Origin of the sequence: Synechococcus sp. BO 8801 (assembly GCF_002252675.1) — a bacterium.
Classification (GTDB): Bacteria; Cyanobacteriota; Cyanobacteriia; order PCC-6307; family Cyanobiaceae; genus Cyanobium.
In genome coordinates, this window is the sequence record NZ_NQKY01000008.1 from 119035 (window position 1) to 141840 (window position 22806).

Consider the following 22806-nt stretch of genomic DNA (forward strand, 5'->3'; position numbering starts at 1 on the left):
CACCTCAGGTCATGTTCCCCCCTGGGCGGGGTCCTGGCCGCAGCCGTGTCCGGACTCCCATGCTCAGCCGGGCCGCCCGGCCCCAGCCCAGGGCCGTGGCCAGCAACCCGTAGAGCAGGAACTCCAGCTGCCGCCGCGGCTGGCGGGCTCCGTGGCGCCGGGCCAGCTGGAACAGTCGGCGGGCGGCCTGCTCGGCGCCGGCGGCGCCGCACTGGCGGCTGAGCAGGAAGGCGGAGCGGCAGAAGCGCGCCATCTCGGGACCATCGGGGTCGACGCCGGCGGCCAGGGCGCTGCGCAGCAGGGAGTCCTGGGCCCGGGCCCGGTCCGCCAGCTTGCGGGGGTCGAGGTGGCCCCGGTCGCTGAGGTGGTCGTCGCCCATGTGGATCCGCCGCACCGACACCTCGCCCGGCACCCACACCAGGGACGTTCCGGTCGCACCGGCCCGGCCGTCGTACTCCCAGTCCTCCTCGTTGATCCAGGGCTGCCAGGGGCCGATGCGGTCGAGCAGGTCGCGCCGGTAGAGGGGACAGCTGGTGGTCCACCAGCGCTCCAGCAGCAGCCGGGGGAACAGCCGCTCCAGGTGCTGGCCGGTGGCCCGCATCGGGCCGCGCCGTTCGACGGGCCGCCGGGAATGGTCCTCCTCCAGGCTGGGGCCGTAGGCGATCCCTGCCCCAGGAGAGCGCTGCAGGGCCCCCACCTGGGCGCTGAACTTGCCGGGCAGCAGCAGGTCGTCGCTGTCGAGGTACTGGACGAATTCACCGCGGCTGTGGTCCAGGCCCCGCTGGCGGGCGGCGCCGGGCCCGCCGTTGGGCTGGTGGATCACCCGGATGAGGTCCGGATGGGCGGCGGCCAGGCCATCGGCCACCGCGGCAGTGTCGTCGCTGGAGCCGTCGTCGACGATGACGACCTCGATCGGCCGGTGGTCCTGCTCGAGCACGCTGGCCACCGCTTCGCGCAGCAGGACGGCGCGGTTGTGCACCGGGATGATCGTGCTGACCAGGCCGCTCACCGGGGAGGGCCGCAGGGCGGCGATGCGCTCGAGGGCGGGGCGCCGCATCACGGCCCGGGCCCGCTCCAGGTTGGGATTGTCCTTCTGGTGCTTGAGGGGCTGGCCGCGGTGCCAGAGGTGCACGATCGGCTCGTAGCCCCAGATCCAGGTGGGCCTGGTGAGGCAGCGGTCCCAGAACTCGTTGTCCTCGCCCCCCCAGCCGACGAAGCCCTCATCCATGCCGCCGATGGCGGCATAGGCCTCGGCGGTGATCGCCATCGAGCCGCCGGCCTCCAGGTTCTGCACGATCGCCTCCGCCGGCCTGGCGTCATAGGCGCCCGAGCCGGCCAGCACGGCCGCGCTGTGGGCCTCGTCGAGGTAAAAGACGAACCGCTTCGGGTTCACCACCGCGTAGCCGCGGGCGATCCGCTCCAGCAGGCGGCGGGCGTAGCCGGTGGGCACGAGCATGTCGTTGTCGTGCAGGAGCAGCACCGGGGCCAGGGCCTCGCGGGCGCCGAGGTTGAAGGTGTGGGAGCGGTTGTAGGGGGCGGCCGGGTCCGGCAAGGGCCCATGGACGTGGCGCACCCAGGGGGGAAGTCGGTCGGCGATGCGGGGCTCGCTGTCCTGCTCGATCACCAGGCATTCGAGCCGCACGTCCTCCTGGGCGGCGAGGGATTCGAGGGTGGCCAGCAGCAGGGGCAGCCGCTCGGTGCCCCGGTGGCCGATCAGCACGCTCAGCTCCGGCGGCCCATCGGCCCAGCCGGGGCTGGTGCGGCGCCGGATCGGCGCCGTCGCCAGGCAGCGGCGCAGCAGGCGTCGGCCCAGCTCCGTCTGGATGGCCGGCGCATGCAGGCGGGAGGTGTAGCGCCACAGGCAGGCCTGGCCGAGGCCATCGGGGGCGGCCTCCAGCCGCTCGCGGCGGTTGGCGATCCGGAGCTGGGCCGGTGCCGGGCGGCGCAGCAGTCCCTCGTAGCGGAGCCGGTCCATCAGCCACACCCCCAGCCGCTCCCGCCGGGTGGGCCGCGCCGCTTCAGCCATGGGACGCACCGGGGTCGTCGAGGCGGGCCGCTTCCGTCAGCAGATCCTCCAGCAAGTCATTGGCCGCCACCGCCCCGCCTGCGGCACTGCCGGCGCCTGCGCCGCCCGAATGGGGCCATTCGCTGCCGGCGCTGGCGTGGCGGAAGCGGAGCCCCAGCAGCCGGCGCAGCCCCTCGCCCCGCCGGCGGCCCAGCCAGCGGTCCAGCCGTCCGGCGGGGGCCGGCGCCGGCTCGGAGGGGGCGTCCGGCAGGGGGGGCAGTTCCATCACCTGGTCGAGGGCGTGCCGCCACGCGGCCAGCGAGGCCGCCCCGCTGTAGCGCCCCGCCACCAGGGCGTGACCGGCCCTGGACAGCCGCTCCAGGAGGGCCGAGTCCCGCAGCCGCGCCAGTTCGCCGGCTGCGGCGTCCGTATCCCCGCAGGGGAACAGCAGGGCCGTGGCGTCGTGCACCAGGGCCCCCTCCAGGCCCGCTCCCACGTAGCGGCTGCTCACCACCGCCATGCCACTGGCCATGGCCTGCCAGGCCACGATCGGGCCCGTCTCCCAGGAGGAGGTGATCACCAGGGCATGGTGATGGCCGTAGATCTCCGCCGCCAGCCGGCCCTGGTCGACATGGCCGAGCATCCGCACGCGGCCGCGTTCGATCCAGGGGGCCAGGGAGGCCTCCAGGGCCGGACGCTCCCTGCCGTCACCGGCGATGCTGAGCTGGACGTCGATGCCCCTGGCCTGCAGCGCCTCCAGCAACGGCGGCAGATCGTGGACCCGCTTCTGGGGCTGCTCCAGCCGCCCCACCCAGGCCAGCCGCAGGGTGGTGGCCGGATCGCCGCCGGGGAGCTGCCAGGCCGGCACCGGCACGCCGTAGGGGGCGTAGAGCACCCGGGTCGGATCCATCCCGCTCCGCCCGCTCGCCAGCCGGCAGGCCAGGCGGTTGGTGGCGATCACCGCGTCGATGCCGGCGCCGTGAACGCGTAGGTCGCCGAAGTAGTCCGCCTGCAGCGCATGCAGGGTCATCACCACCCGTCCGTGGAACCGGCCCTGGCGCCGGGCCCGCTGGGCCGCGGGGTAGAGGTCGACCAGGTTGACGCCGAGCACGAGCTCCGGGTCGAGCCGTCCGAGCAGGGTGGCGATGGCGCGGATCCGGCCTTCGGCGCTGCCGCTGGGGTTGACGATCGGCTCGGCCGCCAGGGCCGGATAGGCCCGGGCGTAGGGGCCATGGCGGTGATGGTCCCCGTCGGGCACCGCCACGGTCACCTCCAGCCCCCCCTCCCGCAGGCCCGGCACCAGGTTCGCCAGCCAGTCCTGGACACCGCCGAGCAGGTAGGCGGAGGGGGCGAGCACCAGCACCCTCATGGCGTCCGATCCAGGTGCACGATCCCCGGGCCGGCCGCGTTCAGGGGCGGCACGGGCAGGTGCGGAAGGGGGGCGACGGGCCGCACGTGGTGGCCGAGCTGGCGGATGTAGGTCCCCTCCGGCTCCGGGCAGCGTTCCCACTTGCGGACGAACACCTCCTGGTTGGCGGAGGTGTACTTGCCCCAGACGCGCTCCGACTGGCCGTCGAAGGAGGTGGTGGCGGGCTGGTCGTTCGCATGGTGCAGATAGGGACAGGCCACTCCGCCGATCCGCACCCCCGCGAGGGACGCCCGGGCGGTGTAGTCCATGTCCTCGAAGCCGATGCCGCTGAAGCTCTGGTCGAAGGCGCCGATCTTCTCCCAGCAGCGGCGGGCGATGGCGAAGTGGGACCAGGTGTTGTTCAGCAGGCTGAGGTCCACCGACTCCCAGTCCATCGCTTCGGCCCAGCGCCGCAGGTAGGGGTCGATGCGCAGATCGTCGTTGAGCACCAGGGTGGTGGCGGTGGGGCTGGCCTGGAGCAGCTCGTTCCACATCTGGCAGAGCCCCACCACCCGCTCATGCAGCAGGAAGCGGCGATGGGGCGGCTCGCCGTCGGCCAGCTCGCGGCACAGCCGCTCCAGGTAGCGGCTCTGGCTGGCCCCATCGCCGTGGCCGTTGACCACCACCAGGATCGGCACCTCGGGAAAGCTGCGCCGCAGGGAGCGGTAGAGGGGACGGAAGTAGGTCTCGTAGCGGGCCTCGAAGGTGGTGATTGCGAAGCTGAAGCGGCCGCCGAGGGGCCGCCGCGGCGGCAGCAGGACCCTGGGGATGCGGCGGCGGCTGCCGTGGACCACGGCGCGGGCGGCGAGGTAGAGGCGCAGGTTGAGGGAGGAGCGGTTCATGGCGGCGGTGGTGGGTGCTCCCTCAGGCGCGCCCCAGGGCGCCGATCGCCTCCACCAGGGCGCGATAGCGCTCCTGGGGGCGGATGTGATCGCGGAAGCAGCGGGCGCAGTCCTCCCGCCGGGCGTCCAGGTCGGCCCCCAGGTGGTGGGCCGCCGCCAGGAAGCCGGCGCCGTCGTCGACCATCACCCCGCAGCCGAAGTCCTCGACGAACTGGAAGCTGGGCTGGCGGCTGCAGATCACCGGCACCCCCATGGCCAGGTACATGCACAGCCGGTTCGAGCTCACGCCCATGGCCTGGAACTGGGGCGCCGGATTGGTGTAGACGGCCAGGCCGATGTCGTAGCCCACGGCCGATCGCCAGGCTTCCTGCCAGGACAGCCGGCCGGTCTCGATGTGGAGCCGGCCCCCCAGGCTCAGGCGCCGCAGCAGGTAGAGCGCCAGGGGATCCACCCCCAGGGGCTGGACCACGGCGCAGAGCGCCGGATCCTCGTGCAGGGCGTCGAGCAGCCAGTCGGCGCCGGCGGTGAGGTTGAAGCCCCCGGAGATGGCCAGGGTGAGGGCGTCCGGTGGCAGGCCCCAGCGCTGGCGAAGCTCCCGGCGCAGGACCTGATCCCGCTGTGGGGGCTGCCGGAAACAGCCGGGGTAGACCAGAACGGGCCGGGCCGGCGGCAGGCCGGCGTAGTCGCGCACCAGATCCACCCGGTGGGTGTCGTTGACGATGGTGAAGCGCGCCCGCCGGTAGGCCTGCAGGCAGAGCCCTTTCCAGCGTTCCGAGCGGGGGCCCCGGTAGCTGCCGGCGCGGATCTCGTCCCCCAGGACGAAGGAGGGACGGCGGTGCAGGCGGGCCAGCACGCCCACCACGGCGATCGGATCCTCGGTGGTGCCCGAGAAGCAGGCGTAGCGGCGCCAGCGCGGCCGCCAGGCCTGGCTGAGCAGCCAGCGCATCGAGTAGGCCACCGGGTGGGTGCTGACCCGGTCGCCGTAGGGGGCGGTGCTGCCGCAGGGCCCGGGGGCGAAGACGTGGACGTCGTAGCCGTTCTCCAGCAGGGCGGAGATGATCGCCTCGTTGGGGGGCGAGTGCAGCAGCTCCGGCACCAGCAGGAAGTGGGCGGCGATCGGCCGTGGCGACGAGGGACCGGTCATGGAGGAAACGATGGGGCTAGAGCGCCCTGGGGGTGCGGGTGGTGCTGAGGTCGGTGGGAAGCTCCAGCCTGCCGGCGCTGTAGTCCTCCAGCAGCCGGTGGGTGTAGGAGCGGATGAAGTCCACCGGGAAATCCTTGCGCGAGGGGTTCGGCGCCGTTTCGGTCTTCTCCCGGGCGGCGATCCGGTCGTACCAGTTGTGGTAGTGGGTGATCGTGCCGTCGAGCCCGTAGAAGTTGCCCAGGCCGTAGCGCAGGTAGGCCAGCTCGTCGCTCCAGATCGCCGGTGGGGAGGCCGGCGTGAACAACGGCTCGCTGGCCCGGTTGGACACATAGACGTCCATGGGCACCCAGCTGAGCCGGCGCTGCTTCAGTTCCATCGGCAGGTGGTGGGTGATGTGGGGGCCCTGGAAGTCCACCTCGTAGCGCGGCCGCGGGAACCGCCCCTTGCGCCGCCAGTGGAGGCGCCGGCAGCGGCGGAACCGCTGGGTGTGCATCAGCAGGAAGGAGCTCTCCGGCATGCCGGCACCGAAGGGGCGGGTGAGCGGTCCGCAGCCGATGTCCTGCGGTGACACCAGCGCCACCCCCTCGCTGAAACGCGAACGGCACAGCTGGAACCAGTCCGGTGCCAGCAGGATCACGTCCGCATGCAACAGCAGCGTGTACGGCGAACGGGAACGGTTCAGCAGGGCATTGAGCGCGGCCGGCTGGCTGCAGCGGCGCTGCACCACCTCGGCCCCCCGCTCTCTGGCGATCGCCACGGAGCGGTCGGTGGAGCCGTTGTCCAGCACGCAGACGTGCGTCTCCAGGCCCCGGGTGGTGCTCTGGAGCGCCTCCAGGCAGTGGGGCAGGAACAGCTCGCTGTTCCAGCTGGTGATGCCGACGAAGAGTTCGGGGGTCGTCATGGTCGGGGGAGGAGCCGCAGGCGGCGCAGCAGCCGCACCGGCAGCTGGCGCTCCAGGGCCGAGAGCCGCTCGCCGAGGGCGGACTTCTCGGCCAGCAGCCGCTGCACCAGGCGATCGAGTGAGGCGCTGGCGCCGTAGCGGGCGTAGATGGTGGCCAGTTCGGCCGGAAAACGTTCCCCCTGGCGCCGGGTCTTCACGGTGGGGTAGTAGCGCATCGCCCCCAGTTTCTCCTGGGTGACGCTGCCGGAGCAGCGCTGCGAGAAGCGCCACCAGAGGTCGTAGTCCATCAGCAGGCTGAGGGACTCGTCCACCTGCCCGCCGGCCTCCTGCCAGAGGGATGCGCTCCAGAAGCAGCTCTGCTGCAGCAGGAAGCAGCCATTCTCGATCGCCAGCAGGGTCTCCTCGGATCCCTCCCGGCCCGGCACATGGCGCAGGAACTGCTGGTCGGCGCTGATGATGTCGCCGCTGCCGATCACCCAGCGGCGGCCGGGCTGGGCGGCGAAGCAGGCCAGCACGGTGTGGAAGGCACCGGGCAGGTAGAAATCGTCGGAGTTGAGCCAGGCCAGGATCGAACCGCTGGCCCGGCGGAACCCCTTGTTGATCGCGTCCGACTGGCCCCGGTCGGGCTCGCTGATCAGCACCGAGATCCAGGGGCGGTAGCGCTCCAGCACCGCCGGGGTGTCGTCGGTGCTGCCACCGTCCACGACGATGATCTCGACGTTGTCGTAGCCCTGCCAGAGGATCGAGAGCAGGGTGTCCTCGATGTAGGCCCCCTGGTTGAGGGTGGGGATGACGATGGAGAAGAGCGGCCGGTCCGGGTCGCTGCGGAACCGATCGGGCACGGAAATCTCCGCGTCTGCGGACCAGCCGTAGAGGGGACGGGTTTCGGGCAGGGGCACCTCAGCCATGGTGGGGTCCGGCCGCGACGGCCCGTTCCATGCAGGCCAGCAGACGGGGCGCCACGTCGTCGATGCCGGACTCCCGCCACACCCTGGCCCGGCTGCGCTCCCCCAGGCGGCGCCGGCTGTCCGGGTCGTTGCTGAGCCGGTGCAGGGCGGCGGCGAAGGCTGCCAGGTCGAGGTAGGGGACGGCCAGCCCGCAGCCGTCGGCCACGAAGTCGACGATGCCGCCCCCGCCCTCGAAGCAGATGGTCGGCACGGCCGAGGCGGCGGCCTCGAGGGCCACCAGGGGATAGGGGTCCTCCCGCGACAGCAGGCCATGGACGGCGAAGCGGCCGATGACGCCGATGGCGGAGGGCCTCGGTGGCAGCAGCAGGACCCGGTGCTCGAGTCCCAGCAGCTGCAGATCCCGCCGGGCCATCAGCACTTGCTCCTGCCCGGGGGAGGCCCCGAGCCAGACGGCCAGGAAGGGCTGGCCGGCGAAGACCCGCTCACATTCCTTGACCAGCAGGGGGAAGAGGTCGAAACCCTTGCGGGTGATCGCCTGGCCCGCGAAGCCGAACACGAAGGTGCCCGCCGCCAGGGCGGCGTCCAGGGGCTCCAGTGCGGGCTCCCCGCCGGGCTCCGCCTGCAGCGGCTCCGGCCCGGGCTGGCCCTGCCCGGGGGCGGAGAAGGGCAGGAATCCCGGAATCACCGTGCAGCGCTGCAGGGGCAGGCCGTGGTGGGTGTGCAGGGATTGCTTCACCCCTTCGGCGCAGGCCACCACGACGCTGGAGATGGACAGCTGGCGGGCCACGGCCTCCGGGCTGCTCATTGTGGCCAGGGTGGTTTCCAGTTCATGGACATGGCTGAGGCAGGCCGGGCGGGCCGGATCGGCGGCCAGGCCCCGGAGGTGCTGGCCCAGCACCAGGGTGTTCAGATAGATCAGCTCGGGTCTGTGGCGCTGCACCGCCGCCTCCAGCAGTGCGGCAGGACTGCTGGCCCTTCCCCGCCCCAGCCGGGCGGCAACACGCTCGCGCAGGGGCTGGAAGAGCGGCCGGCTCCAGGCCTCGGTGGGCGCCAGGGCTTCGAAATCGGGGCGCAGGGGGCCATCGCTGAGCAGCACCACCGCCGGTTCGATGCCGCGCTTCTGCGCCATCAGCCAGCGCAGCAGCCAGAGCAGCAGCAGGGGGGCACCACTGCGGGTGGCCATGTGGGAGACGAACAGCACCCTCATGGGGCGATCACCTGCTTCCAGACGATCAGGGTGAGCAGGAAGGCCAGGGTCCTGGTCCGGTCGGTGCCGCTGCGGTGGGCCTCCAGGATGCGCCCGATCAGCTCGGGATCGACCAGATCGTCGATCCGGCCGGCGTGCTCGAGCAGAAAGGCATGCATCCGCGGGTCGCGGTACCAGTCGGCGCTGAGGTCGTAGCTCACGTAGCGGGCCCGCCGCATCGGCGGCGTCCAGTAGAGGGGAGGGGCCTTGGGCAGCATGCGACGCCGGTCGAAGCCGTTCTCCTCCGGAAACGTCAGCAGCTCGGGGCAGTTGCGGGCGATGGCATGGCGGTGCCAGTTGGAGCCCAGCTTCCAGCCATCGGGGAGGTTCCAGATCGCCTCGATCCAGCGGCGGTCGTGGAACGGGGAGCGCCAGGCACTGGAGGCCCGGTACATGCGGATGCCGTTGGCGTAGAAGTTGGGCACCCGCTGCTCGAAGTAGTAGCGGGTCAGGCCTTCCAGGAACCCACCGCGGCAGAAGCCCGCCAGGCGAGCGGCCCGACGGTCGCGACCCTCGGCCACCAGCTCGGCGGCCAGCGGCGGCGCCAGGTGCTGCAGCTCCTCGGCGGAGAAACTGGGGTGCCGGTTCAGTTTCATCCTCCAGAACCGGCCGAGGGCGACGTCGGGGGCCAGGGAAGCGAAGCGGCCCAGCCAGCCGCGGTCGAAGTAGTAGGAACGGGCGAATTCCCCCAGGGTGCCGACGAAGAACGTGGCCTCGGCGGGGATCTCGGCCTTGAGGGGATAGAGGAAGGTGTGCCAGTGCCAGGCGGTCTTGGTGCCGTTGGTGACGCTGGAGATGGTGGGCGCGTGGGCGAAGACGTCGTCGAGCTCCAGGCTGATCAGCTGGTGGGGCAGATCGAAGCGCTGGGCCATGCGGCGGGCCACCTGGACGTCGGTCGCGTCCTCCCGCCCCATCGTGATCAGATGGGGACGCAGGCCCTGGCGCAGCATCGACGCCAGGATCACCCGCGAATCGAACCCGCCCGAAAGCGACAGATAGGGGTTGTCTCCCGCCAGCCGCAGGACCGAGGCGTTGAGTGCGTCGACGGCGTCATCGGGGTCGGCGGGGGCCGGCGGGATGTGGTCGAGAACCGCGACGGAGTGGAGGGAGACCCTGCCATCGGTGAAGTGGAGGATGCTGCCGGGGGGCACCCGGCGGATCGCCGGGTGGAGGGTCTGGTTGTCGGTCAGGTTCTCCAGCTGGCAGAGATCGCCGAGGGCCTGCCAGTTCCAGCTCCAGGCCAGGCCACTGCGGCGCAGGATCTCGACGACCCGGTCGCCATGGAAGAGGCGGCCGTCGTGCTCGAGGACGTAGTAATGCGTGGCCCCCACCGGCGAGGTGACCACGGTCACGTCCCCGGCGTCGGTCTCGATCACCAGCGCGTACTCCCCCTGGGTCTCGGCCAGGGCGCGGCTTCCCTGGCGCAGGAAGCGACCCAGCAGATCCGCCTCGGTGCTGTCGGCGTAGCCGATGCAGGTGAGCCGGTGGTCACCGATCTGGATGGTCATCGGTTGGGCGGGACCAGCCTGCCGAGCATCGCCTTGCCGGCCCGCCTGACCCGGGAGCGCAGGCTTCGGAACCCCTCCCCCTGGGAGGGGTTGGGGATGCCCTCCAGGGGCAGGTGGCCCCAGGGGGTCTGCTGGCGGATCTCCAGGTAGCGCTGGCGCCAGGGGTGGGTGCAGCGATGGTGCCAGGGCTTGGCCACGCCCGAGCCCGCGAAGTGGATCACGGCGGGGTTCGCCCGGGCCAGTTCCGCCTGCCGGCCCAGGGGGGTGTCGGCAGCGGTGTACTCCGGATGCATCCAGAGGTGGGGCAGGGCATTGAAGCGCCAGTCGAGGGGACGCCAGCGGGCCTCGAGCAGGGAATTGAGCACGTCCTGGTCCCAGTGCTTGATCCGCTCGGGATGGGTGCGGGCGAACTCCAGTCCGTTGGCCAGGATGTTTTCCCGGCGCCAGCGGCCCAGATCGATGAGCATCGCTCCGGCATTGAAGACGAGGGAGCCTTCCGCCAGGCCGAGGCGGTTGCGGTCGAAGTCCTGGTTGTGCTCCTCCACCGCACCGATGCTGTTCCCCTCCAGGGGCGACTCCCAGAGGTCCCGCAGCGCGTCGACCACGATCAGGTCGGAATCCAGGTAGAGGACCTTCTCCACCGCATGGGGAAGGGCCGCCGGCAGCAGCAGCCGGAAATAGGTGGCCAGGCTGATGTGGCCGAAGACGGGAAAACCCGCGAGCATCTGCTCATCCAGCTGCAGAAAGGAGACTGAAGGAAGGAACTCACCGAGATAGGCCGCCAGCCGTGCCCGTTCCCCGGCATCGATGACACCGTGGAGGATATAGACACTGAGGCTTTCTGTTGGATTGGAGAGCTGCAGGGACTTCAGCATCACGGCGCAGTGCCGGATGTAGTTGTTGTCGATCGTGCAGGCAATGATCATGAGAACGTTTCGGGCTCCTGCAAGGTCGGCTCAGTGAGTGGGAAAGCCATCAGACGGGTGCTGTCGACAGGGACGTTTGCTGGGGGTGTTTGGATTGGTCACTCCAAAGTCTGGCGTAAATACCCTCCTGGGCCAGCAGCTCATGGTGGCGGCCCCGTTCCACGATTCTTCCTTCGGAGAGCACACAGATCACGTCGGCATTGACGATCGTACTGAGACGGTGGGCGATCACCAGAACGGTGTGCTGGCGCTCGAACTGTTCGATCGCCTGTTGCACCAGACGTTCGCTCTGGCTGTCGAGGGCACTGGTGGCCTCATCGAGGATCAGCAGTTCAGGTCGGCGCAGAATCGCCCTGGCCAGGGAGATTCTCTGGCGTTGGCCGCCGCTGAGCCGGTAGCCCCGTTCTCCGATCTTGGTGTCGTAGCCCTCGGGAAGGTCGCTGATGAAGCGGGACGCCTGGGCCTTGGCGGCCGCCGCCATGATGTCGTCCATGGAGGCGTTGTCGACGCCGAAGCCGATGTTGCTGGCGATGCTGGCGTTGAACAGGAAGGTGTCCTGGCTGACGACCCCCAGCCGCTGCTGCCAGCTGGCCAGATTGATCGTCCGGATATCGACGCCGTCGACGAGGATTCGGCCGCCGGTGGGTTCGTACAGACCCACCAGCAGATCGGCGATGGAGCTCTTGCCGGCGCCGCTGGAGCCGACCAGGGCGACTGTTTGGCCGCGGCCGATCGTCAGCTGGATGGAGGAGAGGGCCTCCGGCAGATTGGGGCTGTAGCGCAAGGAAACGTCGTCCAGCTGAATCCGATCGCGGAGTGCCGTAAAGGGCACGCCGCCGTTGCGGATGAATTCCTTGTCGTCATCGCGCAGGATCTCGTTCAGACGCTCCACATTGGCACTGTTGGCCGCATAGCCCGTGGCCAGGCCTGTGAGAGTGCCGACCCTCTGGTTGAGTCTCTGGAGGGCGATGATGAAGGTCACCAAGCTCGGCAGGACGCCGCTGCTGCGATCCTTGAACACCATCAGACTGAGTGCCGCGATGATGGCGATCGAGATGATCGGCAGCATGTTGGAAATCGGCTGAACGACGTTCGAAAGCTTGCTCTGCCGGATGGACAGACGTTTGCTTTCGCCGAGCAGTGCCTTCAGTTTCTGCCTGGAACTTTCCAGCTGACCCGTGCTGTGCAGCAGCCGCAGACCCTGGATCTGCTCGTTCTGATGGCTGGACAGTTCGACGCCCACCTTTTGCTGCTCGCGTGAGTTCCTGCGAATCCGGGGCAGCAGCACTTTCTGGATGGCCTGCATGACGCTGGCCATGGCGAAGGCCACCAGCAGAAGCCATGGGGAGATGGCCACCAGGATGGCCAGGTAGATGATCAGCTGCAGGCTGTTCATCAACAGCCCGTTGGCCAGGTTGATCTCCTTCTGAACGGTGCTGCCGCCGGAGCCGACATAATTCAGCAGGTCGCCCACCCGGTACCGGCTGGCACAGCCGAAGGTCAGGGAGAGGACCCGATCGTTCAGTTTGGCGGTGATTTCGGTGCCCATCCGGGCCCCCATCACGGCGGTGCTGACGCTGTTGATGTAACTGGTCGCGGCCATCAGGCCCTGCAGGGCCACGGCGGTGGCCAGGAGCAGGATGAAGATGCCGTCGCGACCGGAGCGGCTGCTGAGGGTGCTGTTCAGCCAGTCCTGCAGCCAGGGAAGCTGGTTCAGGTATCCGAGGACGGAAATCTTGCTCCAGTCACTGTTCTCGGGAGCACTGATCAGGCTGACCGAAAGAAAGATGATCCCGAGGGTGGCGCCCTCACTGAGGCTGGCGACCAGGCTGGTGGAGAAGTTGAGCGCCAGAAGCTTCCAGTATTTCTTCGCCGAATGCCGGATCAGACGTGCTGCGGGTCTCTGGTCGGTCAGGGGGGCTAGCAGGGGGCTGGGGAGTCGTCTGGCGATGCGATGGAGAAGCGGCATCAACGGTGAGGCGGAAAGGGAGCTGGAATCGGCGGCTGGGGAATCGGGGCTGTGGCGGGGTGCCGATTCCGGTCGGGGAGTCGCCTCCGGGTCACACGAGGGGAGCTCAGATCTGAGGCTTGCATCAGCCCGGCGGACCAGGGGATCGGGATGGCAACGATCTGGGGCGCCGGTGACCTCAAATCTAGGCCGCTACCGGAGTCCTGCACGACGTTGGGCTGGTCCTACGATTGGACTCGCCGCAGGGCAGGACGTCGTCTGGATCGCCGTCCGACAGCCCTTGAACTCGTGTCACCCACTCCCTTCGCCCCTCCTTCCCAGGACTGATCCGGCTGCGCAGCCGCCACTGCCGGCCCAGCCCCCAGCCTCACCGCTTCCGCCATGGCCCCTCCTCCGCCACGTGCGTGGCGTCGCCGCCTGGCCGTGGGGGTGGCGCTGCTGCTGCCCCTGGCCCTGGCGGCCAGTGGCAGCCCCTGGAGCGGGAAACGCTCCCTCGGCCCCGGGCCGCCCTCCCGCGGTCCCCTCGACCACCGGCACCTGGCGATCATCATCAACGCCGCCGATCCCCTCAGCGAGACCATCGGGCGGCAGTACCAGGCGGCCCGGCTGATCCCCCCGGACCAGGTGATCAGGGTGCGCTTCCCGTCCGGGGAGGCCTCGCTCAGCCCTGGGCTGTTCCGCCGCATCAAGGCCAGCGTCGACCGGCAGACCCCGGCCCATGTCCAGGTCTATGCGCTGGCCTGGGCGGCCCCGTACCGGGTCGGCTGCCAGTCGATCACCAGCGCCTTCAGCTTGGGCCTCGATGCGCGCTTCTGCGCCAGCGGTTGCCGCACCACCGCCCTGAGCCCCCTGTTCGCCCGCGGTGACGTGCGCCGCCCCTGGGATCAGCTGCGGGTGCGGCCCAGCATGATGCTGGCGGCCACCAGCGCCGCGGCGGCCAGGCGCCTGATCCAGCAGGGCGTGGCCTCGGACGGGACCGCACCGCCGGGGACGGCCTACCTGCTGAGCACCAGTGATGCCAGGCGCAACCGACGGGCCGCCGGCTACGACCGGGTCATGGCGGCCATCGGCTCCCGCCTGCGGGTGCGGATCATCGAGAGCGACACCCTGGTGGGCGCCCAGGACGTGATGGCTTACGTCACCGGGCTGGCCTTCCCCGTGGGCCTGCGCACCAACCGCTTCCGGCCCGGAGCCGTCGCCGACCATCTCACTTCGTTCGGGGGGCAGCTGACCGACAGCCCGCAGATGAGTGCGCTCCGCTGGCTCGAGGCCGGCGCCACCGGCAGTTACGGCACCGTTGTGGAACCATGCAGTTTCCCGGCCAAGTTTCCCGATCCCGGCCTGCTGCTCACCTACTACCTCCGCGGCGACACCCTGATCGAGAGCTACTGGCGCAGCGTGGCCATGCCCGGTCAGGGGGTGTTCATCGGCGAGCCCCTGGCCAGGCCCTGGCCGGTGGACGGTGGCCTCAGCCCTGGTGACGCCGCTGGTGCCAGGCCCAGGCGTGCTCGATGATCGTTTCCAGCTCCGGGAAGCGGGGTCGCCAGCCGAGTTCCTGGTGGGCCCGGGTGGCCCCGGCCACCAGCTGGGGAGGGTCACCGTCGCGGCGCTTGGCCACATGGGCCAGCAGGCCGCGGCCGGTGACGGCCTTGGCGGTCTCGATCACCTGCTGGACCGAGTAGCCGGTGCCGTTGCCGAGGTTGTAGATCAGCGGTCGGCGCTCGCTCTCCTCCCGTTCCCGCAGCCGCAGCAGCCGCTCCAGCCCCAGGACATGGGCGTCGGCCAGGTCGGCCACGTGGATGTAATCGCGGATGCAGGTGCCGTCCGGGGTGGGGTAGTCGTCGCCGAAGATCTGCAGGTAGGGCTCCCGGCCGCTCATGGTGTCGAGCACCCTGGGGATCAGGTGGGTCTCCGGGTTGTGGTCCTCCCCCAGATCGCCGTCGGGGTCGGCACCGGCGGCATTGAAGTAGCGGAAGATCACGCTGGGCAGGCCGTAGGCCGCCGCGAAGTCGGTGAGCAGCTGCTCCACCATCCACTTGCTGCGGCCGTAGGGATTGATCGGGGCCTGGGGGTGGTCCTCGGTGATCGGCACCTGCTGGGGGATGCCGTAGGTGGCGCAGGTGGAGGAGAACACGATCGGCAGCGGCCGCTCGGTGGCCACCAGGGCCTCGAGCAGGGTGAGGGTGTCGCCCAGGTTGTTGCGGTAGTACTTGGCGGGATCGGTCACCGATTCGCCCACATAGGCGTAGGCGGCGAAGTGCAGCACCGCCTCGATCGGCTTGCCCTCCAGGGCGGTGCCGTCCAGGGCGGGATGGCGGCCGCGCAGCAGGGGTTCGAGCACCTCACGGTCGCCCACCTGGCCCAGCACCAGCGGCACCTTCAGGGTCTTTTCGACGATGTCGGCATGGCCGTAGACCAGGTTGTCGAGCACCACGGGCTGGTGCCCCGCCCTGGTCAGGGCCCGGACGGCATGGCTGCCGATGTAGCCGGCGCCCCCGGTGACGAGGATCCTCACAGCCGCACCTCGGCGCCGCTGGCCCGCTCGCTGACGAATTCCGCCACGGTGCGGCGCAGCCCGTCCGGCAGGGGGATCGTCGCCCGCCAGCCCAGGGCGGCCAGGCGGCCCACATCCAGGAGCTTGCGGGGGGTGCCGTCCGGCTTGGAGGTGTCCCAGGCGATCCGTCCGCGGAACCCGACCGCCTCGGCCACCATGGTGGCCAGCTCCTTGATGCTCACGTCCGTTCCCGTTCCCACGTTGATGTGCTGCAGCTCCTCGGCGCCCGGCTGCCAGTGGCGCAGGCAGAACAGGGCCGCATCCGCCAGATCATCGACGTGGAGGAACTCCCGCCTCGGGCTGCCGCTGCCCCAGCAGACCACCTCCTCGGCGCCGCTCTCCCGGGCCTCCTGGAAGCGGCGGATCAGGCCGGGCAGCACATGGCTGTTGGTGGGGTGGTAGTTGTCGCCCGGGCCATAGAGATTGGTGGGCATCAGGCTGATGGCATCGAAGCCGTGCTGCTGCCGCAGGGCGCGACACAGCTGGATGCCGGTGATCTTGGCGATGGCGTACCACTCGTTGGTGGGCTCCAGGGGCCCGCCGAGCAGGGCCTCCTCCCGGATCGGCTGCTCGGCCAGCTTGGGGTAGATGCAGCTGCTGCCCAGGAACAGCAGGCGCCGGGTGCCCTGCCGCCAGGCGCTCTCGATCACGTTCTGCTGGATCTTGAGGTTGTCGAGCAGGAAGTCGGCCGGATAGGTGGCGTTGGCGAGGATGCCCCCCACCCGGGCCGCCGCCAGCACCACCACGTCGGGCCGCTGGTCGGCGAACCAGGCCGCCACAGCGGGGCCGTCCATGAGGTCGAGTTCCGAGCGGCCGACGCGGAGCAGGTGGCGGTGGCCTTCCGCCTCCAGGCGCCGGGCGATGGCCGAGCCGGCCATGCCGCGATGGCCGGCGATGAAGATCCGATCGTTCGTTGAGATCAGCATGGGGAAATCGTCAGGCCCCCGCGCTGCCGGGCGGGGTTGCGGACCGCGGGAGGGGGCGTCGTTCCAGCGAAGGTCCGCTTCGACGAGAACGGGTCACGGCCCTGACCATAGCGGCGTTTCGCGGGCCGATTCACGGGGCGGCCGTCACTCCGACCTGGGGGGGATTCTCCATCGAGCCGACGACGGTGAACCCTTCCCGCCGCAGGGTGGCCTCCTTGGCGGCCTCCTCCTTGTCGGTGGCCACCATCTCCGCCACCAGTTCCTCCAGGGTGGTGGTGGGGGTCCAGCCCAGCCGCTCCCGGGCCCGGGTGGGATCCCCCAGCAGGGTCTCCACCTCCGCCGGCCGGAAGTAGCGCCGGTCGATGCGTACCACCGTGGCGCCGGTGTCGCGCCGGGCGCCCGTCTCCTCGACGCCGCTGCCGCTCCAGAGGATGCCGCCCCAGCCGAGTTCCTCGGCGGTGAGCTCGATGAAACGGCGCACCGACTCCTGCCGCCCCGTGGCGATGACGAAGTCCTCGGGTTTCTCCTGCTGCAGCATCCGCCACTGCATCTCCACGTAATCCCGGGCGTGACCCCAGTCCCGCAGGGAGTCGAGGTTGCCCATGAACAGGCCCTGATCCAGACCGGCATCGATGCGGGCCAGACCCCGGGTGATCTTGCGGGTGACGAAGGTCTCTCCCCGCCGGGGGCTTTCGTGGTTGAACAGGATGCCGTTGCAGGCGTACATGCCGTAGGCCTCCCGGTAGTTGACCGTGATCCAGTAGGCGTAGAGCTTGGCCACGCCGTAGGGACTGCGGGGATAGAAGGGGGTGGTTTCCTTCTGGGGAATCTCCTGCACCAGCCCATAGAGTTCGCTGGTGCTGGCCTGGTAGATGCGGGTCTTGTCGGTCAGCCCAAGGATGCGGACGGCCTCCAGAATCCGCAGGGTGCCGAGGGCATCGGAGTTGGCCGTGTATTCGGGACTTTCGAAGCTCACCGCCACGTGGCTCTGGGCTCCGAGGTTGTAGATCTCGTCCGGCTGGATCTGTTGAACGATCCTGATCAGATTGGTGGAGTCCGTCAGATCGCCGTAGTGCAGAACCAGGCGGGGATTCTGTTCGTGGGGATCCTGGTAGAGGTGGTCGATCCTGTCGGTGTTGAAGCTGCTGGCCCTCCGTTTGATCCCATGCACCACATACCCTTTCTCCAGGAGCAACTCCGCCAGGTAGGAACCGTCCTGGCCGGTGATCCCGGTGATCAGAGCCGTTTTGGTCATGGGGTTTCCGTTGTGTTCAGAAGGTGATGGGGCCACGCCTGCCGAGGCGGCGTGCAGGTTGCCCCTGGTGCTGGGCCATGCCTGGCGGGTCGGGCAGGAGTCGGTGGGAGCTTAGCCGGGCCGTCGGGGGGCGTCCGCCGATGGTCGCCACAGCGGCGGCTGGAGATGGGAGGTGATGGCGGCCGTGACGGTGGCTGTGAAGGTGGCCGTGACGGTAGTGGGGCGGGAGATCGTGCTGACCGGCGCCGATGGATCGCGACAAAAAAAGAAGGACCCATCCGGAACGGACAGGCCCATGGGAAGAATTGACTGAGAAGAACGATCGGTGCTCAGTCGCGGCGGCCGCCACCCTGGAGGGCAATGATGAGCTGCAGGATGAATGCGAATAGGTTGATGTAGGTGAGGTACATGCCCAGGGCGCCGACGAGGTACTGGTCGTCGCTGTAGGTGCGGGGCATGGTGTAGAAGTCGACGAAGGCTAATCCCACGAATACCACCGTGCCAAAGCCGGCGATCATCAGAGACAAAGCATTGCCGCCGAACATGCCGGGAGCAAAGATGCTGCCCACAATTTGAACGACCATGGCGATGAGCAGACCCACCAAGCCGAGGCTCACCACTCCGCTCAAGGCCTGGCCAATGCTGTCGCTCATTCGACGGCCCACAAAAGAGGCGATCACAAACGTGATCCCGGTGGCAAGGGCCGCAGTACCGATGGCCCCGGCCCCCGCAACGGCCACAGCGCGCACCACCAGTGAGGTGAGCGTGAAGCCTGTGAGCAGGCTGAAGGTCACGAGGAGTGGCAGGGCTGTGCCGTTGTTTCCCCTGTTGGCCGCGTTCTGAGCGACGAAGAACAGAATGAACCAGGGGATGATCGCCACGAAGGAGATTCCCTGGAAGCCGACTGGACCCAGGGAGGCGAGGGTGGCAAGACCACCGGCCACCCCGGCAGCGGTGAGCACCATGCCGCCGCCCACATAGGGGAGGGCCTTGTTGACCACGTTGGGTCCGACCAGGGCGCTGGACTGGGCTTCGCGAATCGCTTCCTGAAAGTTGCTGCGGGCCGGCATGGCGCTGGCATTTCAAACTGAATCCATCTTGCCAGCGGCCCCAGGGTTGCGGCGGGGGCGCCGGTTCGGATCTCCCCATGCGGGCCCCTTGTGCGGACAGGCTTCAGGCCTCGTCCAGAGGCTGGCGCAGCGATCCGGGCCAGAGCCACACCGCCAGCAGGGCCACGCCCGTGCCAATGCAGGATTCCAGGAAGCGCAGCAGGGCATTCACCCCCGGACTCAGGGCTGGATCGAGGCTGCCGGTGACCATCACGACGATCACCGTGATCGCCGCCAGACGGCCGTGGCTGGGCACGTTGATGGCCGCACAGATCATCACCGTGGCGAAGATCGCCAGGGCCATGCCGAGGGGGTGAAAGGGCAGCAGCGTCAGGTACACCGCACTGGTGATGGCGCCGATCGCCGACCCCAGAATCCGCAGCGAGGCCGAGGAGGCCGCATCCTTGCGGGTGACCTGGGTGACGACGACGGCGGAGATCGCCGACCAGAGCCCGCCGATCTTGGGCAGGTAGCCGGGAAACAGGCTCGTGAACCAGAAGCCCAGGGAGTAGGCCACCAGGGCGGCCACCGCGATCTGGGCCGGGATGCGCAGACTTTCAGCGCTCTTCATGGTTTCGAGTTCATGGTTCCGATCGGGCAGGGGGGGCGTCCGTCCGCTTCCTGGCTGGGGGTTGGCCTGGGCGGGCATCGCGGCGGGCGTAGGCCTGCACCAGCCGCTGCACCAGCGGATGGCGCACCACATCGGCGTCGGAGAAGCGGCAGATCGCCACCCCTTCGATCCCGGCCAGCACCTGCTCCGCCTCCACCAGGCCGCTCAGCTGGCCCGGAGGCAGATCGATCTGGGTGGTGTCACCGGTCACGACCATGCGGGAGTTCTCCCCCAGCCGGGTGAGCACCATGCGCATCTGGGCGCAGGTGGTGTTCTGGGCCTCATCGAGGATCACGAAGGCATCGGCCAGGGTGCGTCCGCGCATGAAGGCCAGGGGGGCCACCTCGATCACGCCCTTCTCCAGGAGCTGGCTGGTGCGCTCCTGACCCAGGAGCCCGTGGAGGGCGTCGTAGAGGGGACGCAGATAGGGATCCACCTTCTGCTGCAGGTCGCCGGGCAGGAAGCCCAGCCGTTCGCCCGCCTCCACCGCGGGCCGGGTCAGCACCAGCCGCTCCACCTTGCGCTCCTGCAGCATCCGCACGGCCAGGATCGTGGCCAGGAAGGTCTTGCCGGTGCCGGCGGGCCCGATCGCCAGGGTCAGGTCGTGGCGTTCAATCGCCTCGACATAGCTGTTCTGCCGCAGGGTGCGGGGACGCAGGGGGCGTCCGGTGACGCTCGTGGCCAGCACCTGGAGCCCCATGCTGCGGTGCTGGTCGGAGCGCCCCGTGTCCAGGGCCGTCAGGGCCGCCTGGATGTCCACCGGTCCGATGGGCTCGCCCCGTTGCCACAGCGGCTCCAGAAGATGGACTAGGGCCTGCAGCCGCTCCACCTGGGAGCTGCGGCCCCGGATCTGAAGATCGAGGCCCCTCAGGACGATCTGGGCACCCGTGAGGGCTTCAAGCCGACGCAGCGAAGCACCGTCCGTGCCGGCCAGGGCGATGGCGGCGGCGCTGTCGGGCAGGGCGAACGTGGAGGAGAGCTCGCTCAGGCCTCGGCGGCGGCAGGTTCGGCGGCGGCGGCAGCAGCCGCTTCGGCGGCGGCGGCGGCCTCAGCGGCCTGCTTGGCGGCCTCGGCTTCCTTGGCGGCGGCCGCTTCCTTGACCGCAGCAGCGGCGGCCTCTTCACGGGCCGCAGCCTGCTTGAGCTTGCCGACGGTCTCGGCGGGGCGGGTGGTCTTCTCGATCAGACCGCCCTTCTCGAGCAGGCTGCGCACGGTGTCGGTGGGCTGGGCTCCCTGGCCCAGGCGGACGCGGATGGCCTCGGCGTCGAGGCGGGTTTCCTTGGTGCGGGGGTTGTAGAAGCCCAGTTCCTCGAGCGGACGGCCGTCGCGGCGGGAGGTGCTGTTGGTGGCCACCAGACGGAAACTCGCTTCCCGTTTCTTGCCGAACCGCTTCAGCCGGAGCTTGATCATCTGGAAAAGGGTGCTCGAAATGCAGCACGCAATCCTACAGGCCGGCTCAGAGCTGGCCGAATCCCTTGCGCTTCTTGGCCGGCTTGGGGGGTTTGCGGGGCTGGCCGCCGCCGCGGCCACCGGGACCGCCCATCCCCGGCATGCCACCCATCCCCGGCATCCCCGGCATGCCGCCCATCCCGGGCATGCCGCCCATGCCCGGCATCCCTGGCATCCCCGGCATCCCGCCCCGGGTCATCTGCTGCATGAAGCCGCGCATCTTCTGGAAGTCCTGGAGCACCTTGTCCACATCCGCCGGGGTGTGGCCGCTGCCGGCGGCGATGCGGCGGCGGCGGGAGGGCTGGGCGGCCAGCAGTTCGGGCTGGCGGCGTTCGGCCTCGGTCATCGAGCCGATCATGGCCTCGATGCGCTTCAGCTGGCTCTCTCCCTGGCGGAGCATGCCGTCGTCGATCTTGTTCATGCCGGGGATCAGCTTCATCAGCCCGCCCAGGGAGCCCATGCGCTTGATCAGGCGCATCTGCTGCACGAAATCGGAGAAATCGAAGCTGGCTTCCTGCAGCTTGCGCTGCATCTTCTCCACATCGGCCAGCTCCACCTCCTTGGTGGCCTTCTCCACCAGGGTGAGCACATCGCCCATGCCCAGGATCCGGCTGGCCATCCGCTCCGGGTGGAACGGCTGCAGGGCCTCCACCTTCTCGCCGGTGCCGATGAACTTGATCGGGGCGCCGCTCACCTTGCGGATCGAGAGCGCCGCCCCGCCGCGGGAATCGCCGTCCAGCTTGGTGAGCACGGCGCCGGTGATGCCCACCTGCTCGTGGAAGGCCCTGGTCAGATCGGCCGCCTCCTGGCCGATCATCGAATCCACCACCAGCAGCACCTCATCCGGGGCCGCCGCCTCCCGGATCCGGACCATCTCCTCCATCATCGAGGTGTCGATCTGGAGGCGGCCGGCGGTGTCCACCAGAACGGTGTCGAAGCCTTCCTCCCGCCCCTTGGCCACGCCGGCGGCGGCGATCGCCTCCGGGGCGGCGTCGCTGCCCAGGCTGAACACCTCCACACCGATCTGGCGGCCCAGGGTCTGGAGCTGGTCGATGGCGGCCGGCCGGTAGACGTCGGCGGCCACCAGCAGCGCGCGCCGCCCCTGCTCCTTGAGGTGCAGGCCCAGCTTGGCGGTGGCGGTGGTTTTGCCGGCCCCCTGCAGGCCGGCCATCAGGATCACGGTGGGCCCTTCCGCGGCCCGGGCCAGGGGGGCATTGGCGCCGCCCATGGTCTCGACGAGCTGGGCGTGCACCAGCTGGATGAACTGCTGGTCCGGGCTCACCCCGCGCACCACCTCGGCGCCCACTGCCTTGCGCCGCACCTCCTCGATGAACTCCTTCACCACCGGCAGGCTGACATCGGCCTCCAGCAGGGCCCGCCTCACATCGCGGAGGGCGCCATCGACGTTCGTCTCCGAGATGGCCGCCTGGCCCCGCAGTCCCTTGACCGCGTCTTCAAAGCGCTGGGAGAGTTCGTCGAACATCAGTTGAGGGATTGGGTGGCCACCAGGCGCCAGCTGTCGCCGTCGCGTCCGAATACATAACCATTGCGCAGCTCCATGGGCGCCGTGGTCTCCACCACCGTCCCCTTGTCATCGAGGCGCCGGTCGCTGTAGCGGAGCCGGGCGACGGCGACGATGCGCCTGGGCCCGCTTTCCGAAAGGGTCAGGTCGGTGATCCGCACGTCCAGCCGCTGGGTCTGGCCCTTGGCGGCATCACTGCGGCGCTCGCTGGCGAGCCGCTCCACCGGCCCTTCCCGGGCGATGCGATCCAGGCCCTGGGGCATGGGCTCACCGGCGAGCACATCGCCCTTGACCGTCAGCCAGTTCTCCAGCAGCCGGCGGACCTGAGCCGCATCCGGACGGGGGCTGGTGAGGGGCGTGAGGCTCTGGCTGATCGCCGGCCCGGGGGTGGCTGCCGGGGCGGCTGGGGGTTTGGCGGCTGGAGGCTTGGCGGGGGGAGCCGGCAGTGGAGCCGGCGGCGGGGGCGGTGGCGGCGCGCTCTGGCGCTGCCGCAGCACCCAGGCGCCGGCCAGCAGCAGCAGCAG

The 22806-nt window shown here is 69.8% G+C and carries 20 protein-coding genes; 1 reads left to right on the forward strand and 19 read right to left on the reverse strand.

Translation table 11 applies throughout. From position 1 onward, the window contains the following. Positions 1-4 precede the first annotated feature (4 nt). From CJZ86_RS08360 to CJZ86_RS08405, 10 genes are read right to left on the reverse strand one after another with little or no spacing between them, the layout of a single operon-like run. Positions 5-2026: a glycosyltransferase family 2 protein gene (locus tag CJZ86_RS08360; protein WP_143594102.1), complete on the reverse strand. Its 2022-nt coding sequence runs from the start codon at positions 2024-2026 to the stop codon at positions 5-7. Then, complete coding sequence (locus CJZ86_RS08365) at positions 2019-3374, reverse strand: glycosyltransferase family 4 protein (protein ID WP_094585490.1); 1356 nt, start codon at positions 3372-3374, stop codon at positions 2019-2021. Before CJZ86_RS08365 ends, CJZ86_RS08360 begins: the two co-directional genes overlap by 8 nt. Further along, complete coding sequence (locus tag CJZ86_RS08370) at positions 3371-4255, reverse strand: glycosyltransferase family 2 protein (protein WP_094585491.1); 885 nt, start codon at positions 4253-4255, stop codon at positions 3371-3373. Before CJZ86_RS08370 ends, CJZ86_RS08365 begins: the two co-directional genes overlap by 4 nt. 22 nt (positions 4256-4277) lie before the next feature. After that, positions 4278-5399, reverse strand: coding sequence for a glycosyltransferase family protein (locus tag CJZ86_RS08375; RefSeq protein ID WP_094585492.1), 1122 nt, complete (start codon positions 5397-5399; stop codon positions 4278-4280). Positions 5400-5415: 16 nt separating this feature from the next. Beyond that, positions 5416-6300 carry a glycosyltransferase gene (locus CJZ86_RS08380; protein ID WP_094585493.1) on the reverse strand — a complete coding sequence of 295 codons (885 nt, stop codon included), beginning with the start codon at positions 6298-6300 and terminating at the stop codon, positions 5416-5418. Next, positions 6297-7208: a glycosyltransferase family 2 protein gene (locus CJZ86_RS08385; RefSeq protein WP_094585494.1), complete on the reverse strand. Its 912-nt coding sequence runs from the start codon at positions 7206-7208 to the stop codon at positions 6297-6299. Before CJZ86_RS08385 ends, CJZ86_RS08380 begins: the two co-directional genes overlap by 4 nt. Beyond that, positions 7201-8415 (reverse strand): glycosyltransferase family 4 protein, encoded by a 1215-nt coding sequence (locus CJZ86_RS08390; protein WP_094585495.1) that lies wholly within the window; start codon positions 8413-8415, stop codon positions 7201-7203. The genes CJZ86_RS08385 and CJZ86_RS08390 overlap by 8 nt, the downstream gene beginning before the upstream one ends. Continuing rightward, entirely contained in the window at positions 8412-9962 is a 1551-nt protein-coding gene (locus CJZ86_RS08395; protein ID WP_094585496.1) for an asparagine synthase-related protein, read from the reverse strand. The genes CJZ86_RS08390 and CJZ86_RS08395 overlap by 4 nt, the downstream gene beginning before the upstream one ends. Continuing rightward, entirely contained in the window at positions 9959-10888 is a 930-nt protein-coding gene (locus CJZ86_RS08400; RefSeq protein ID WP_094585497.1) for a glycosyltransferase family 8 protein, read from the reverse strand. The genes CJZ86_RS08395 and CJZ86_RS08400 overlap by 4 nt, the downstream gene beginning before the upstream one ends. Before the next feature lie 49 nt (positions 10889-10937). Then, positions 10938-12857 carry an ABC transporter ATP-binding protein gene (locus CJZ86_RS08405; protein WP_094585498.1) on the reverse strand — a complete coding sequence of 640 codons (1920 nt, stop codon included), beginning with the start codon at positions 12855-12857 and terminating at the stop codon, positions 10938-10940. 381 nt (positions 12858-13238) lie between these two features. Here CJZ86_RS08405 and CJZ86_RS08410 point away from each other — a divergent pair, with 381 nt between their 5' ends. Continuing rightward, the gene (locus CJZ86_RS08410; RefSeq protein ID WP_233133919.1) at positions 13239-14372 is read left to right on the forward strand and encodes a TIGR03790 family protein; all 1134 of its coding nucleotides are present in this window, start codon (positions 13239-13241) and stop codon (positions 14370-14372) included. Here CJZ86_RS08410 and galE read toward each other — a convergent pair. The 9 genes from galE to CJZ86_RS08455 form a co-directional block, all read right to left on the reverse strand. Beyond that, positions 14326-15372: a UDP-glucose 4-epimerase GalE gene (gene galE, locus CJZ86_RS08415; protein WP_094585499.1), complete on the reverse strand. Its 1047-nt coding sequence runs from the start codon at positions 15370-15372 to the stop codon at positions 14326-14328. The genes CJZ86_RS08410 and galE overlap by 47 nt on opposite strands. Further along, positions 15369-16337 (reverse strand): GDP-L-fucose synthase family protein, encoded by a 969-nt coding sequence (locus tag CJZ86_RS08420; protein ID WP_094585500.1) that lies wholly within the window; start codon positions 16335-16337, stop codon positions 15369-15371. The genes galE and CJZ86_RS08420 overlap by 4 nt, the downstream gene beginning before the upstream one ends. Before the next feature lie 130 nt (positions 16338-16467). Then, entirely contained in the window at positions 16468-17592 is a 1125-nt protein-coding gene (gmd, locus tag CJZ86_RS08425; protein ID WP_094585501.1) for a GDP-mannose 4,6-dehydratase, read from the reverse strand. Between the two features lie 329 nt (positions 17593-17921). After that, positions 17922-18662, reverse strand: coding sequence for a Bax inhibitor-1/YccA family protein (locus CJZ86_RS08430; protein WP_094585502.1), 741 nt, complete (start codon positions 18660-18662; stop codon positions 17922-17924). A 103-nt stretch (positions 18663-18765) separates the two neighbouring features. Continuing rightward, positions 18766-19272, reverse strand: coding sequence for an FUSC family protein (locus tag CJZ86_RS08435; RefSeq protein WP_094585503.1), 507 nt, complete (start codon positions 19270-19272; stop codon positions 18766-18768). A gap of 10 nt (positions 19273-19282) precedes the next feature. Then, entirely contained in the window at positions 19283-20299 is a 1017-nt protein-coding gene (locus CJZ86_RS08440) for a PhoH family protein (protein WP_094585504.1), read from the reverse strand. Further along, the gene (gene rpsP, locus CJZ86_RS08445; protein WP_094585505.1) at positions 20296-20721 is read right to left on the reverse strand and encodes a 30S ribosomal protein S16; all 426 of its coding nucleotides are present in this window, start codon (positions 20719-20721) and stop codon (positions 20296-20298) included. Before rpsP ends, CJZ86_RS08440 begins: the two co-directional genes overlap by 4 nt. Before the next feature lie 46 nt (positions 20722-20767). Beyond that, positions 20768-22243 (reverse strand): signal recognition particle protein, encoded by a 1476-nt coding sequence (gene ffh, locus CJZ86_RS08450; RefSeq protein WP_094585506.1) that lies wholly within the window; start codon positions 22241-22243, stop codon positions 20768-20770. Next, positions 22243-22806: ARC6/PARC6 family protein (locus CJZ86_RS08455; protein ID WP_143594103.1), on the reverse strand; the 564-nt coding region annotated here is incomplete at its 5' end. The genes CJZ86_RS08455 and ffh, both read right to left, overlap by 1 nt.